A 12,607-nucleotide genomic window follows, 5' to 3' on the forward strand; every position below is an offset into this window, starting at 1 on the left:
CTACGGCGACCCCGCTGGTGGAGGTGCGACGAAGGAGCCTCGACACCCGACGGTCTATCGTCGGGCCATGAGCCTCCTCGACGCCCCCATCGCCCGCCTCGACGGCACCCCCGGCACGCTGCGCGACCTCACCGGAGGCCGGCCGGCGGTCCTCGTCAACGTCGCCAGCAAGTGCGGCCTCACCCCGCAGTACACCGCGCTCGAGGCGCTGCACGAGGAGTACGCCCCGCAGGGGTTCACCGTCGTCGGGCTGCCGTGCAACCAGTTCGGCGGGCAGGAGCCGGGCACGGCCGAGGAGATCGCCGAGTTCTGCTCCGCCACCTACGGCGTGACCTTCCCCATGAGCGAAAAGGTCGAGGTCAACGGCCCCGGCCGCCACGCCGTCTACGCGGGCCTGGTCGACACCCCGGACGAGGCCGGTGAGAGCGGCGACATCCGGTGGAACTTCGAGAAGTTCGTCATCGCCGCCGACGGGACGCCGCTCGCGCGCTTCAGCCCCCAGGTCACGCCCGACGACGAGCGGGTGCTGACCTCCCTTCGCTCCGCCATCGGCTGAGTGGACGCGACGGAGCAGCCGGCCGAGACCATCGACGGCGGCGACCTGTCCTGCGCGCGGCTGCTCGTCCTGCTGCGCGCGCGGGTCACCGAGCTGCCCGCCGGCAGCATCGTGCACCTGAGCACCACCGACCCGGTGGCGCCCATCGACCTGCCGGCGTGGTGCCGGATCACCGGCCACGACTACTTGGGCGTCGCCGAGCCCGGCCCGCCCCCGGTCTACGCGGTGCGGGTGGGGGCCAGCCCGGTCGAGACCCGACCGGACCGGCCCTGGCACCCCATCGACCCCACGATTTCCGGGTGACCCGAGAAACCCGCGGTTCGCAAGGGTTTGAAACTCTTGCGAACCGCGGGTTTCTCTTGCTGAGCGCGAAGGGGGGTCAGCCGCGGGCCGACTCCCGGGCGTTGGACGGACGACCCCACGGCCCGGTGATCGCAAAGGTGCGGCCCGGGTCGCCCTGGATGTTGGCGAAGAGGGTCGTGCCCGCAGCGTCGAAGGTCGGGCCCGCCCACTCGCTGTCGTCGACGAGGTTGAGCGCGAGGCGGTAGGCCTTGCCCTGGTCGGTGACGCCGATGAGCTGCGAGGCGCCCTCGCCGTCCTCGGCGAGGACGAGCCCACCGTGGGGCGAGACGGTGATGTTGTCCGGGCCGTCGACGCCGGCGCCGTCCTCGTTGACCGCGAAGATCGTCGTCAGCGTGATCGTCTGCTTGCGGGGGTCGAAGAACCACACCTGGCCGTCGTGCTCGTGGAGCGAGCCGTCGTCGCTGCGGGCATAGCTCGAGACGACGTAGACGCCGCCGCCGCCCCACCACTGACCCTCGAGCTTGCGCGCGCGGGTCACCTCGTCGTCGGCGAGCTGCTCACGGATCGGGGTCGCCCGGGCGTCGCGGTCGGGGACCTCGACCCAGCGCACGGTGTAGGTGGTGTTGGTCTTCGTCGCCTTCGACAGGTCGGTGACGTGGGTGCCGTTGCGCTCGAAGGCGACGAGCGCCTCGAGGGTGCCGACCTCGACGGCGCCGTCGGCCGCGAGCGCGTGGAGTACGCCCTTGCCCTGGCGGTAGCCGGCGGGCGGGGTCCAGCGGTAGAAGAGTCCGTTGGGCTCGTCGGCGTCCTCGGTGAGGTAGATCCGGCCGGTCGCCTCCTCGACGACGGCGGCCTCGTGCTCGAAGCGGCCGAGGAACTTCAGCGGGATGTTGGCCTTGCCGATGTTGGCCGCCTGGCTCGTCGGGTCGACCTCGAAGACGTAGCCGTGGTCCTGCTCGAAGGTGTAAGTGACGCCGTCGTCCTCGTGCGTGCCGGCGCGCTCGTCGGTCTCCTCGCAGGTGAGCCAGGTGCCCCACGGGGTGACGCCGCCGGCGCAGTTGTCGACGGTGCCGGCCACGGAGGTGTAGTGCTCGAGCACGGTGTTGTCGGCGTCGACGACGATCGTGGAGGTACCGCCCTTCGCGCCCTTGTCGTAGACGAGGCCGTCGACGTGCGGGACGACGCTGTCGTCCGAGCCGCCGATCTCGTGGTTGCAGACGATGGCCGAGCCGCCGCCGGGACGGGCGAAGGTGCCCATCGCGTCCTGGCTGCCGGCCACGGCGTAGCCGCCCACGGTCGTCGTGCCGGACTCCGCGAGGACCGTGTAGGAGAAGCCCTCGGGCAGGGCGAGCAGCTCGCCGGCACGCGCCAGCGGGCCGTAGCCGGAGGCCAGTCGCGTGGTCTGGGCGGCTGAGGCGTGCGAGGCGAAGGGGGCGGCGCTGCCGGCGACGAGCAGGCCGAGGGCGCCGGCGGAGCCGCCGAGCAGGGTGCGGCGGTCGAGGGGGGCGGGGGTGGACATAAGGACTCCTGGGATCGGTCGAGGGGACGCCCGCAGTCCAGCAAGCAGGTGTTCGCCCGGGGCGACCCTCACGGGTCCCCCGGGCGAACGGTGGGTGAAACGTCGGCGCTCAGGCGGCGAGCAGCGCGTCGAGCTGGCTGACCGCGGACGTCGAGCCCTCGACGACGCCCATGTCGAGCACCTTCTGCATGTCGTCGGCGGACTCCCAGGTGGAGGTGTTGACCATCCGGGCGCCACCGTCGACCGCGACGAACTCGACGACCATCGTGGAGGTCGGGGCGGTGTCGACGGGGTTGCCATCGGCGTCGGCGAAGTAGTCACGCAGCTCGAGGCGGCGCGGCTCGTCGACGGCGACGACGGTCCAGCCGCCGGGGAACTTCTCCCCCTCGGGGCTGGTCATGTGGTAGCTCACGGTGCCGCCGGGGGTGAGGTCGTGCTCGGTCACGGTGGCCGGGTAGCCCTCGGGACCCCACCACTGCTCGAGCTGGCGCGGGTCGGCCCACACCTGCCAGAGGCGCTCGACGCTGACGGGGAACTCGGTGGTCATGACGAGGGTGCGGGTGTCGAGGTCGGTGGTGACGTCGATGATGGGCATGGTGATCTCCTTGGTGGCTCGTGCAGCCTGGGTCATGCGGTGGGGGTGGTGCTGTCGTTGGCCAGCAGGGCGTCGATCCCCGCGACCCGGCCACGCCACACGGCCTCGAGCTCGGCGAGCAGGGCACCGACGGCACGCACGGCCTCGACGTCCCCGCTCGCCAGCGACTCTCGTCCGCTGCGGCGCTTGGTGATCAGCCCCGCGCGCTCGAGCACCGCCACGTGCTTCTGCACGGCGGCGAAGCTCATCGGGTAGTCGGCGGCCAGGGCGGACACCGAGTGCTCCCCCGCGAGCACGCGACGCAGGATGTCCCGCCTCGTGCTGTCGGAGAGCGCGTGGAAGAAGGCGTCTGCCCTCTCCTCGTCCGTCGGTGCCATGGCTCCAACGTACAACCATAAGGTTGTACGTTGTCAACCCCTCAGGTCGCATTGCCCTACGGCAATGCAGACTCCCGGCCGCATTGCCCTACGGCAATGCGGACTCGGGGGCGCGGCGGTTGAGGTAGCGCTGCTCGGGGATGCTCTGGGTGCGGCTGGCGGCGAGCAGGTATGCGGGACAGGCTTCTTCGCGTCGACCGGCCCGCTCGAGCAGGTGGGCGTGGACGGCGTGCACCCGGTGCCCTCGTGCGAGCGTCGAGTCCTCGAGCAGCGGCTCGAGAGCGGCCAGTCCGGCCGCCGCCCCCTGCGCCATGCCGAGGGCCGCGGCGAGGTTGAGCTCGACGACCGGCGAGGGCGCGATGCGCCGCAGCATCCGGTAGAGGACGACGATCTGCTCCCAGTCGGTCTCCGCCGCGGTCGGCGCCTCGCCGTGGACCGCCGCGATCGCCGCCTGCAGCTGGAAGGGACCGACCGCCCCGCGCACCAGCGCCTCCTCGACGATCCGCACGCCGCGCGCGATCGCATCGTGGTCCCACAGCGAGCGGTCCTGGGCGTCGAGCGGGACGAGGTCGCCGGCGGCATCCGCTCGTGCCGCCGAGCGCGCGTGGTCGATCAGCAGCAGGGCGAGCAGGCCGGCGGTCTCGGGATCACGCGGCAGCGCCCGGTGGAGCCGCTCGGCGAGGCGCAGCGCCTCGCGCTGGAGGTCGACGTCGACGAGCGCGTCGCCGGCGGCGCTCGTGTGGCCGGCGGTGAAGGCGAGGTAGACGACGTGCCGCACCGCGTGCAGGCGCGCCACGGCGTCCTCCTGCGTCGGCGGGGCGAAGGGAGCCTCGCTCGCCCTGATCGTCGCCTTGGCCCGGCTGATCCGCTGCGCCATCGTCGCCTCGGGCACGAGGAAGCAGGCCGCGACCTGCGCGGTCGTCAGGCCGGCGACGGCCCGCAGGGTGAGCCCCACCCGGGTGGCATCGGACAGGTCGGGGTGGGCGCAGAGCATCGCCATCCGCAGGGTGTCGTCATCGACCGGCGACCCGTCGACGAGGCCTCCGGGGTCGCCGACGGCGGCCCTGCTCCCTTCGAGCAGCGGTGCGGCGGAGCGGGATTCGCCCTCCTCCCGGCGCTCACGGGCACCCGCGGAGCGCTGGGCGTCGATGAGCCTGCGGGAGGCCACCCGGACCAGCCACGCCTTGGGGTCGTCGGGCCGGCCCTCGCGCGGCCACTGCTCCGCCGCGGCGAGCAGCGCCTCCTGGACCGCGTCCTCGCAGGCCCCGAAGTCGCCGCTGCGCCGCAGCAGGGCGGCGAGGACGTCGGCGGTGTACTCCCGCCAGACGTCCTCGGCCCCGGTCACTGCTCCTCGCCGCCGGGCCACATCGTCGGACGGATCTCGATGGTCTCGCCGGGGCCGGCGAAGGCCCGGCCCAGCTCCTCGGCCCGCTCCCGGTCGGCGACGTCGACGAGGAAGAAGCCGGCGAACTGCTCCTTGGTCTCGGCGTAGGGCCCGTCGGTCGCGATCGGCTCGCCGTCGGCCCAGCGGTAGAGCCGCGCCGTCGCCGGGTCGCCGAGGGCCTCACCGCCGAGGAGCTCGCCCGCCTCCTGCATCTCGGTGAGCAGCTGCTCGAAGTCACGCTCCATCTGCTGGCGCTGCTCGGCGGGCAACGCCTGGTGCGCGGCGACGAAGTCACCCGTGGGGTGCCCCCAGGGCTGGGGCGTGGAGTGGACGAGGATGACGAACTTCATGGTGGTGCCTCCTGCCGCCGGGGCGGCCTCGGGATGCGGCCTGCTGGCCATGACACCACGGACGTCGGAGCCGCGGGGCGCGCCTCGACATCGTCGGGAAGGAAGTATCACCCAGCCGCGTTCTGCCACCGATGACTGCCGATGCCGCTGCCCAGACCGCCCGCCTCATCGCCCTCGGGGTCCACGACCTCGCCGGCCTCACCGCCACCGCGTTCGCCGACCTCGTCCCCGACGCCCCGGAGGGTGACGGCGTGCTCGTGGTCTCCCCTTCGCTCGTGCCGGCGGCAGACCTCGCCCCGCTGCTGACGAAGGGGGACCAGCCCGGGTTCGTCGTGACGGACATGACCGACCTGGCCGACTTCGTGCCGCTGCCCGATGAGGTCGTGCCCGATGCACCGCTCTACTGGATCACCGACATCGAGCGCGGTGACGAGATGGCGGGCTGGTCACCCGACGAGGCGCTGCCGGCGATCCGCGAGCGCGGCCGCCACCCGCTCACGGTGAGCGAGGGCATCAGCTGGCTGCTGCAGGAGCCGGAGCGGCTCGAGCGCAACCGGTGCTTCATGACGATCGCCTCCCGCAAGCCGAAGGCCAAGGGCCTGGACGCCCGCACCCCCGCCATCTGGATCAGCAACGGCACCGGCCGCGACGGGCGTGAGCGCAAGGGCGCGCCCAAGGTCGGCTGGTGCTGGGCGGGCAACCGGCACACCTGGCTGGGCTTCGCCTCGGCGGCCGCGCGTCACTGACGGCGTGCACAACAGGTCGTCCTCGTGCATCTCGTGGCACTCGCAGCCACGTCCGCGCCTCAGGACGACCTCTTGTGCACGCTCGGTCAGCCAGCGTTGGCGGCGTTGGCAACGATCGCGTCGTGCAGCCACTGCGCCGTGCCGGGCTCGATCTGCTCGTAGTGCTCGGTGAAGCGCGGGTCCGACAGGTACATCTGCGCCAGGCAGACCTGGAACTCGTGCGTGCAGTCGTAGTACTGCCCGATGCCCGCGCGGTGCTCCTCGGCCAGCCCCGCCGCGCGGTCGCCGTCGACGGCCACGCCCTCGCGGACCGCGGCACCCAGGCGCGACTCGAAGTCCTCGACCTGCTCCTTGACGCGGGACCAGTCCTCCTTGGTCCAGTGGGCCGTGCGCTCCTGGGACTGCTTCCACATGTCCGTGTCGCCCCAGCGGCGCTCCGCCTCGTCCTGGTACTCCTCCTGGTAGCCGTCGCCGAAAAGCTCCTTGAGGTCCTCGGTCGTCGCGGGCTGGTTGTCCATCTCTGCCTCCAGTCGTCGGTCGATCGCGTCGACCAGGTCGGACATCTGCGCCAACCTGGCCCTGACCTCCTCGCGCTGCCGCCGCAGGTGGTCGATCACCTCGGCACCGTCGGCGTCGAGCAGCTCACCGATCTCCTCGAGGCTGAAGTCCAGCCGCCGGTAGACGACGATCGTGCTCAGCCGCTGCAGGTCCTCACCGGTGTAGAGCCGGTAGCCCGCCGGAGTGCGCTCGCTCGGGTGCAGCAGCCCGACCTCGTCGTAGTGGTGCAGCGTCCGCACCGTCACGCCGAAGGTCTCGGCCACCTGCCCCACCGTGAACGCCTCCATGAGGCCAGTGTGCGCGTTGGTCATGGGATGAGCGTGGTGCCTCACGTCGCGTGAGGGTCAAGCCCCACCCTTCGAGGCTCGGCCGCGAGCGGCCTCGCACCTCAGGGAGCGGTGGGCGAGGTGGGGGCAGCCCCCCTTCGCCCTGGGGTGCCCGGCCCATGGTGGCCGGTCGCGCCGATCCATAGCGTCGAAGACCATGACGACGCCCACCCTCGCCCCCTCTGCGCCGCCGGCCGCACCCCGGTCCGGGCTGCACACCGCGCTGCTGTGGCTGACCCGACTGGTCATGCTGCCGCAGGCGATCGCCTTTGTGCTGCAACCGATCTCGATCGGCTCCTTCCTCCAGGGGACGTGGGCGGCGCTCGACGTGCACCTCATCACCGGCGGGATCCTCGTCGTCGTCACGTGGATGACGGGGGTGTGCGGCCTGGCCCTCGGAGTCGTCGGTCGGCACTGGTGGCTGGTCGCGGCCTCGGTGGCCCTCGGGTTCCTCACGACGATGCAGGTGGCGCTCGGCTCGACCCGCCTCCTCGTCCTGCACGTCCCGCTCGGCGTCGCCCTCGTGGCGCTCGCCCTGTGGCTGGCGATCTGGCCGTGGACCCGCGGCGCGAGGGGGGTGCGACGATGAGCCTGTCCCGTCGCCAGCTCTTCGGCCTCTCCGGCGGCATCGTCTCTGGCGTCGCCCTCACCGCCTGCGGCATCGCGATGACCTCGCCGGGCGGGTCCACCGGGACCCTCCTCACCAGCTCGGTCCCCCTGCCGCGACCCTTCAGCACGGACCTGCCGCGGCTGACCCCCCTTCGTCCTGATCGTGACGGTCGGGCGCGAGTGACGGTGCGGCGCAAGGGAGTCGAGATCCTGCCCGGGCGCACGACGGAGATCGCCGGCTACGACGGCCTCTTCCCCGGACCCACCATCGAGGCGACGAAGGGGGCCCCGCTGCACCTGACCGTGGCCAACGAGCTCGACGTCCCGATCGTCAACCACCTGCACGGCGGCGTCGTGCCGCCGGAGCACGACGGCTATCCGACGGACTTCGTCCAGCCGAGCGCCTCGCGGGTCTACGAGTACCCGCTCGACCAGCGCGCGGCGACACTCTGGTACCACGACCACGCGATGGACCTCACGGGACCGAATGTCTACGCCGGCATGGCCGGGGCCTTCGTGCTGCGCGACCCGGCCGAGGAGGACGTCGGACTGCCGCGAGAGGAGCGCGAGCTGACCCTCGTGATCACCGACCGGAGCTTCGGTGACGACGCGGAGCTGGTCTACCCGGTGACCGACGGCGTCATCGACTCGCGCTACCACGGCGGCCTGCTCGGCGACGTCATGCTCGTCAACGGAGCGCCTTGGCCGCGGACCGACGTCGACGCCGCCCGCTACCGACTGCGGATCCTCAACGCCTGCAACGCCCGTCGGCTCGAGCTGGCCCTCGACCCCGGCGGTGACCTCGTCCAGGTCGGCACCGACCTCGGCCTGATGACCCGTCCGCACCGACGCTCCACCCTCACGCTCGCACCGGCCGAGCGCGCGGACGTCGTCGTCGACTTCTCGGAGCACGAGGTCGGCTCTCAGGTGACCCTCGTCAACCGTCTCGACGACGGGGCGATGGGTGAGGTCCTGCGCTTCGACGTGGCGCGCCGGGCGAAGGACGACTCGCGCGTGCCCTCACGGCTGGCGAGCATCGAGCGGCTCGACCCGGCCGACGTCGTCGTCACGCGCGACTTCAAGCTCTCGCTCGGCGCGCGTGGTCAGGGGCACGGGTCGCACGGGTCGAGCGGTGGCAGCACGGGCAGTGGCAGCAGCGGCGGGGGTCGCGACGGCAGCGGCGGCGGCAACCTCGCGATGTGGACGGTCAACGACCAGCCCTACCGGCCGGGGGTCGACATCGCCCGACCCCGCCTCGGGACCCTCGAGAGGTGGCGCTTCACGACCGACGTGCACCACCCGGTGCACGCGCACCTCGTGGGCTTCCAGGTCGAGCAGGACGGCGCGCCGGTCTGGAAGGACACGATCGACGTCGGCCCGACCTCGCGCGCCGAGGTGCTCGTGCCGATCGAGGGCTATCGCGGGCGCTACGTCCTGCACTGTCACAACCTCGAGCACGAGGACCGGATGATGATGGCCGATTTTTCGGTGGTGTGAGGCCCTGCGTCACACCACGGGCAGCACGTCCGTGTGGGTGAAGTCGTCTCCCTTGAAGAGCAGGGGCTCTCCCGTCGTGGCGGCCAGGGCATAGGCGAAGCAGTCGCCGAAGTTGAGCCCGGCCGCGTGCCCGGACCCCTTGCCGTAGTCGCGGTAGGCCGCTCGCGCAGCGCTGACCTGCTGCTCGTCCACCGGCACCACGTCGAGGCGCAGGTCGGCCACGAGTCGGTCGAGGCGTCGAGAGGTCCGCAGGGGCTGCCGCGCGTCGAGGACGATCGAGGCCTCGAGGAGCGACCCGGCGGAGATGCGTGGCGAGGGCTCGTCGAGCAGCACCTCCAGGTAGCGGCGGGCCTCGGGCTCACCGTCGTGGATGCAGACGAGCACCGACGTATCGACGATCACGCCGGCAGCCCACGGTCGTCGTAGAGCTCCTCCTGGATCTGCGCGGTCCGGGCACGGTCCGCGGCCGTCGTGTCGGACTCGATCTCGTCCATGAGACGCAGCAGCCGCCGGCGGCGGGCGTCGTCGTCATCGGCCGCCCGCAGCGCCTCCAGCCTGCGCTGCAGAGCCTCCTCGATCGCGCTCGTCTGCGTGGTGCCCGTGCGCTGCGCGACCTCCCTCGCGAGGTCATGGACACGCTGGTTCTTGATGTTCAGACCCATCGTCGACTCCCTTCTACCCTCAGGTCTACCAATCTACCCGCGGTGTCGTGCGACCGCACTCACCCGGGGCCTTCTGAGGGGTTTTTGAGGTCTTTTGACCCCGACGCGGCCCGGCCGGACAGTGAAGGCTGGAGCGCATGACACCGACGTCCACCCCCTTCGCCGGACGGCTGCGGCAGGCCGACTGCCGGGTCGAGGACCTGCGTGAGCTCCTCGAGACCCAGCCCGACCCGCAGTTGGCCTTCACCGACCGCATCGAGCAGCAGGTGCCGGTCTACGACGCGGCCACCCTGCGGGCGGCCATCGGCACCGAGGAGGGTTGTGCCGCAGTCGAGTCCGAGCTGGCGCACGTCCTCGCCGACGGACCCGGCATCTTCGTCATGACCGGCGCGCTGGCCCACCCCGTCGTCGACCGCGTGTCCGCGGCCTTCGAGGAGATCATCACCACCGAGCGGGCGAAGGGGGGCGAGGTCGGCGACCACTTCGCCGCCGGCGGCGTCAACGACCGCATCTGGAATGCTCTGGAGAAGCTCGCGGTCGACCACCCCGAGGACTTCGTCGACTACTACAGCGACGACCTCATCGCCCTCGCCGCCCGCGCCTGGCTCGGCCCCGGATACCAGGTGACCAGTCAGGTCAACGTCGTCAACCCCGGTGGTGTCGGGCAGACCGTGCACCGCGACTACCACCTCGGCTTCGCCTCGCCGGAGGTCACCGAGCGCTACCCCGCGCACGTGCACGCCCTCTCCCCCGTGCTCACCCTCCAGGGCGCGATCGCCCACTGCGACATGCCGATCGAGACCGGGCCGACCCTCTACCTGCCGCACTCGCAGAAGTACCCGCACGGTTACCTCGCCTACTGGCTCGACGAGTTCCAGGAGTACTTCACCCGGCACCACGTGCAGCTGCCGCTGGCGAAGGGGGATGCCGTCTTCTTCAACCCCGCGCTCTTCCACGCCGCCGGGTCCAACACGACGAGCGACGTGCGCCGCGTGGCCAACCTGCTGCAGATCAGCTCGGCCTTCGGCCGCGCCATGGAGGCTGTGGACCGCGAGCGCGTGGTCACCGCGATCTACCCGACGCTCCTGTCCCGCAAGGCTGCTGGGCACGACGTCGACCACGCGGTGAGCGCGAGCGCGGAGGGCTACGCCTTCCCGACCAACCTCGACCTGGACCAGCCGGTCGACGGCATGTCACCCCCTTCGCAGGCCGACATCGTGCGGCAGGCACTGGCCGACGGCGCCTCACCCACTGATCTGACCACCCGACTCGCCGGGCACGCCGCCGCCCGCCGCACCTCCTGAAGGAACCCGATGCAGCAGCTGCTCACCGACAAGATCGTCCTCGTCGCGGGAGGCACGTCCGGCGTCGGCGCCGGCATCGCCCGCGCCGCCGTCCGCGAGGGCGCGACCGTCGTCGTCTCCGGGCGCCGACCCGAGCCGGGCGACGCCCTGGCCGCGGAGCTGGGCGAGCGCGCGAGCGCCGTCACCGGCGACGTCTCCGACCCCGAGCAGGCGAAGGGAGTCGTCGCCGCGACCATCGAGCGGCACGGCCGCATCGACTGCCTCGTCAACTGCGCCGGGCTCACCGACCGCGGCTCCGTCCTCGACACCACGCCCGAGCTCTTCGACGCGCACATCGCGACCAACCTGCGCGGCCCCTTCTTCACCATGCAGGCCGCGATCGCCGACATGACCGCACGCTCGGCGCCGGGCACGATCGTCAACATCGCGAGCATCAGCGCCCAGGGCGGCCAGCCCTATCTCGCGCCCTATGTCGCCGCAAAGGCCGGCCTGCTCGGCCTGACGAAGAACGTCGCCCACGCCCACCGCTTCGACCGCATCCGGGTCAACGCGCTCAACATCGGGTGGACGCAGACCGCGGGCGAGGACGCGACGCAGCGCCGCTTCCACGACGCCGGCGACGACTGGGTGGAGCAGGCGAACGCCCGCCTGCCCATGGGCAAGCTCGGGCAGGTCGACGAGATCGCGGACGCGGTCGTCTTCCTGCTCTCGGACCGCAGCGGGGTCGTCACCGGCTCCGTCATCGACTGGGACCAGCAGGTCATCGGAGGACAGGACTGAGATGCGCATCGGACTCATCGGACTCGGGCGCATCGGCGCCTTCCACGCCGACACCCTCGCGGGGCTCGACCACGTCGACGAGCTCGTCGTCACCGACCCGGTCGCCGCGGCCGTCGAGGCCGTCACCGGCCGGATCGGCAAGGCCACCGCGGTCGTCGACCCCGACGCCCTGCTCGCGTCGGGCGTCGACGGCGTCGTCATCGCGGCGGCCACCAATGCGCACGCTGACCTCATCCGCGCGGCCGTGGCGAAGGGGGTCCCGACCTTCTGCGAGAAGCCGGTCGCCGGCACGATCGCCGAGTCGCTCGCCGTCGAGGCCGCCGTCGCAGGCAGCGACGTGCCGGTCCAGATCGGCTACCCGCGCCGCTTCGACCCGGCCTTCGTCGCCGCGCGTGACGCGGTGCGCTCGGGCGAGCTGGGCCGGGTGACGACGGTCCGCTCGACGACCCTCGACCCCGCCCCGCCGCCGGCGGCCTACCTCGCGGTGAGCGGTGGCATCTTCCGTGACTGCTCCGTGCACGACCTCGACGCGGTGCGCTGGGTGACCGGCCAGGAGGTCGTCGAGGTCTACGCCACCGGCGCGGTCGACCCCGACGCCCCCGCCGAGATGTACGCCGCCCACGGCGACCACTCCACCGTCTCGGCGCTGCTCACCCTCTCCGACAGCACCATCGGCGTCGTGTCCAACACCCGCACCAACGGCCGCGGCTACGACGTGAGGTTGGAGGTCCACGGCGTGGCCGATGCCGTCGCCGCGGGACTCGACGAGGGGCTCCCCCTTCGCTCGACGACGCCGGGCGCGACCTGGCCCGCGGGCCCGGCCCACGGGTTCTTCATGGACCGGCTTGCCGAGGCCTTCCGCATCGAGCTCGGCGTCTTCACCCGCGTCGCCGCCGGAGAGGTCGACAACCCCTGCACCGTCACCGACGCCATGGGCACCGCTTGGGCCGCCGAGGCCGCGACGCTGTCGCTGGCCGAGCACCGGCCCGTGACGATCGACGAGGCGCGCGCCGCCGCCGGCGCCTGAGTCACCGCAGCGAG

Annotated in this window: 16 protein-coding genes; 8 read left to right on the forward strand and 8 right to left on the reverse strand. The window is 72.1% G+C overall.

From position 1 onward, the window contains the following. Positions 1-67 precede the first annotated feature (67 nt). Complete coding sequence (locus H7A72_RS16110) at positions 68-556, forward strand: glutathione peroxidase (RefSeq protein WP_185221147.1); 489 nt, start codon at positions 68-70, stop codon at positions 554-556. Further along, positions 557-859: a sulfurtransferase TusA family protein gene (locus H7A72_RS16115; protein ID WP_185221148.1), complete on the forward strand. Its 303-nt coding sequence runs from the start codon at positions 557-559 to the stop codon at positions 857-859. It abuts the gene before it with no gap. A 76-nt stretch (positions 860-935) separates the two neighbouring features. On the opposite strand, the gene H7A72_RS16120 is transcribed toward H7A72_RS16115, so the two are convergent. The 5 genes from H7A72_RS16120 to H7A72_RS16140 form a co-directional block, all read right to left on the reverse strand. Then, on the reverse strand, positions 936-2,378 hold the full coding sequence (locus H7A72_RS16120) for an alkaline phosphatase PhoX (RefSeq protein WP_185221149.1): 1,443 nt from the start codon (positions 2,376-2,378) through the stop codon (positions 936-938). 109 nt (positions 2,379-2,487) lie between these two features. Further along, a complete protein-coding gene (locus tag H7A72_RS16125; RefSeq protein WP_072626392.1) occupies positions 2,488-2,973 on the reverse strand; it encodes an SRPBCC domain-containing protein in 486 nt (161 codons plus the stop codon). A gap of 32 nt (positions 2,974-3,005) precedes the next feature. Further along, the gene (locus tag H7A72_RS16130) at positions 3,006-3,350 is read right to left on the reverse strand and encodes a helix-turn-helix transcriptional regulator (RefSeq protein ID WP_072625976.1); all 345 of its coding nucleotides are present in this window, start codon (positions 3,348-3,350) and stop codon (positions 3,006-3,008) included. 88 nt (positions 3,351-3,438) lie between these two features. Further along, on the reverse strand, positions 3,439-4,695 hold the full coding sequence (locus H7A72_RS16135) for an RNA polymerase sigma factor (protein WP_185221150.1): 1,257 nt from the start codon (positions 4,693-4,695) through the stop codon (positions 3,439-3,441). Next, positions 4,692-5,084 carry a YciI family protein gene (locus H7A72_RS16140; RefSeq protein ID WP_185221151.1) on the reverse strand — a complete coding sequence of 131 codons (393 nt, stop codon included), beginning with the start codon at positions 5,082-5,084 and terminating at the stop codon, positions 4,692-4,694. The genes H7A72_RS16135 and H7A72_RS16140 overlap by 4 nt, the downstream gene beginning before the upstream one ends. 131 nt (positions 5,085-5,215) lie before the next feature. Between H7A72_RS16140 and H7A72_RS16145 the strand changes: the two genes are divergently transcribed. Next, complete coding sequence (locus H7A72_RS16145; RefSeq protein WP_185221152.1) at positions 5,216-5,830, forward strand: DUF5701 family protein; 615 nt, start codon at positions 5,216-5,218, stop codon at positions 5,828-5,830. A gap of 86 nt (positions 5,831-5,916) precedes the next feature. Here the strand turns inward: H7A72_RS16145 and H7A72_RS16150 are convergent, their stop codons facing one another. Then, positions 5,917-6,699, reverse strand: coding sequence for a MerR family transcriptional regulator (locus H7A72_RS16150; RefSeq protein ID WP_223277695.1), 783 nt, complete (start codon positions 6,697-6,699; stop codon positions 5,917-5,919). 172 nt (positions 6,700-6,871) lie between these two features. Between H7A72_RS16150 and H7A72_RS16155 the strand changes: the two genes are divergently transcribed. Both H7A72_RS16155 and H7A72_RS16160 read left to right on the forward strand, forming a co-directional pair. Further along, positions 6,872-7,303, forward strand: a complete 432-nt coding sequence (locus H7A72_RS16155) for a hypothetical protein (RefSeq protein WP_084451101.1) — start codon at positions 6,872-6,874, stop codon at positions 7,301-7,303. After that, entirely contained in the window at positions 7,300-8,820 is a 1,521-nt protein-coding gene (locus H7A72_RS16160; protein WP_185221153.1) for a multicopper oxidase family protein, read from the forward strand. Before H7A72_RS16155 ends, H7A72_RS16160 begins: the two co-directional genes overlap by 4 nt. A 9-nt stretch (positions 8,821-8,829) precedes the next feature. Here the strand turns inward: H7A72_RS16160 and H7A72_RS16165 are convergent, their stop codons facing one another. Together H7A72_RS16165 and H7A72_RS16170 are read right to left on the reverse strand one after the other, a co-directional pair. Continuing rightward, on the reverse strand, positions 8,830-9,222 hold the full coding sequence (locus H7A72_RS16165) for a type II toxin-antitoxin system VapC family toxin (protein ID WP_084451100.1): 393 nt from the start codon (positions 9,220-9,222) through the stop codon (positions 8,830-8,832). Further along, on the reverse strand, positions 9,219-9,482 hold the full coding sequence (locus H7A72_RS16170; protein ID WP_185221154.1) for a type II toxin-antitoxin system VapB family antitoxin: 264 nt from the start codon (positions 9,480-9,482) through the stop codon (positions 9,219-9,221). The genes H7A72_RS16165 and H7A72_RS16170 overlap by 4 nt, the downstream gene beginning before the upstream one ends. Positions 9,483-9,619: 137 nt before the next feature. Here H7A72_RS16170 and H7A72_RS16175 point away from each other — a divergent pair, with 137 nt between their 5' ends. The 3 genes from H7A72_RS16175 to H7A72_RS16185 are packed head-to-tail and all read left to right on the forward strand — an operon-like array spanning position 9,620 to position 12,593. Next, a complete protein-coding gene (locus H7A72_RS16175; protein WP_185221155.1) occupies positions 9,620-10,786 on the forward strand; it encodes a phytanoyl-CoA dioxygenase family protein in 1,167 nt (388 codons plus the stop codon). Between the two features lie 9 nt (positions 10,787-10,795). Further along, positions 10,796-11,566, forward strand: a complete 771-nt coding sequence (locus H7A72_RS16180) for an SDR family oxidoreductase (RefSeq protein WP_185221156.1) — start codon at positions 10,796-10,798, stop codon at positions 11,564-11,566. A gap of 1 nt (position 11,567) precedes the next feature. After that, the gene (locus H7A72_RS16185) at positions 11,568-12,593 is read left to right on the forward strand and encodes a Gfo/Idh/MocA family oxidoreductase (protein ID WP_072625985.1); all 1,026 of its coding nucleotides are present in this window, start codon (positions 11,568-11,570) and stop codon (positions 12,591-12,593) included. Positions 12,594-12,607: the final 14 nt, after the last annotated feature.

It is taken from the genome of Janibacter sp. YB324, assembly GCF_014217915.1.
In the GTDB taxonomy this organism is placed as follows: domain Bacteria; phylum Actinomycetota; class Actinomycetes; order Actinomycetales; family Dermatophilaceae; genus Janibacter; species Janibacter indicus.

Coding starts and splice junctions, on each gene's coding strand:
- H7A72_RS16170 (WP_185221154.1), bottom strand. CDS start 9,482: ATGGGTCTGAACATCAAGAACCAGCGTGTCCATGACCTCGCGAGGGAG.
- H7A72_RS16110 (WP_185221147.1), top strand. CDS start 68: ATGAGCCTCCTCGACGCCCCCATCGCCCGCCTCGACGGCACCCCCGGC.
- H7A72_RS16155 (WP_084451101.1), top strand. CDS start 6,872: ATGACGACGCCCACCCTCGCCCCCTCTGCGCCGCCGGCCGCACCCCGG.
- H7A72_RS16185 (WP_072625985.1), top strand. CDS start 11,568: ATGCGCATCGGACTCATCGGACTCGGGCGCATCGGCGCCTTCCACGCC.
- H7A72_RS16145 (WP_185221152.1), top strand. CDS start 5,216: ATGACTGCCGATGCCGCTGCCCAGACCGCCCGCCTCATCGCCCTCGGG.
- H7A72_RS16125 (WP_072626392.1), bottom strand. CDS start 2,973: ATGCCCATCATCGACGTCACCACCGACCTCGACACCCGCACCCTCGTC.
- H7A72_RS16175 (WP_185221155.1), top strand. CDS start 9,620: ATGACACCGACGTCCACCCCCTTCGCCGGACGGCTGCGGCAGGCCGAC.
- H7A72_RS16140 (WP_185221151.1), bottom strand. CDS start 5,084: ATGAAGTTCGTCATCCTCGTCCACTCCACGCCCCAGCCCTGGGGGCAC.
- H7A72_RS16130 (WP_072625976.1), bottom strand. CDS start 3,350: ATGGCACCGACGGACGAGGAGAGGGCAGACGCCTTCTTCCACGCGCTC.
- H7A72_RS16160 (WP_185221153.1), top strand. CDS start 7,300: ATGAGCCTGTCCCGTCGCCAGCTCTTCGGCCTCTCCGGCGGCATCGTC.
- H7A72_RS16180 (WP_185221156.1), top strand. CDS start 10,796: ATGCAGCAGCTGCTCACCGACAAGATCGTCCTCGTCGCGGGAGGCACG.
- H7A72_RS16150 (WP_223277695.1), bottom strand. CDS start 6,699: ATGACCAACGCGCACACTGGCCTCATGGAGGCGTTCACGGTGGGGCAG.
- H7A72_RS16120 (WP_185221149.1), bottom strand. CDS start 2,378: ATGTCCACCCCCGCCCCCCTCGACCGCCGCACCCTGCTCGGCGGCTCC.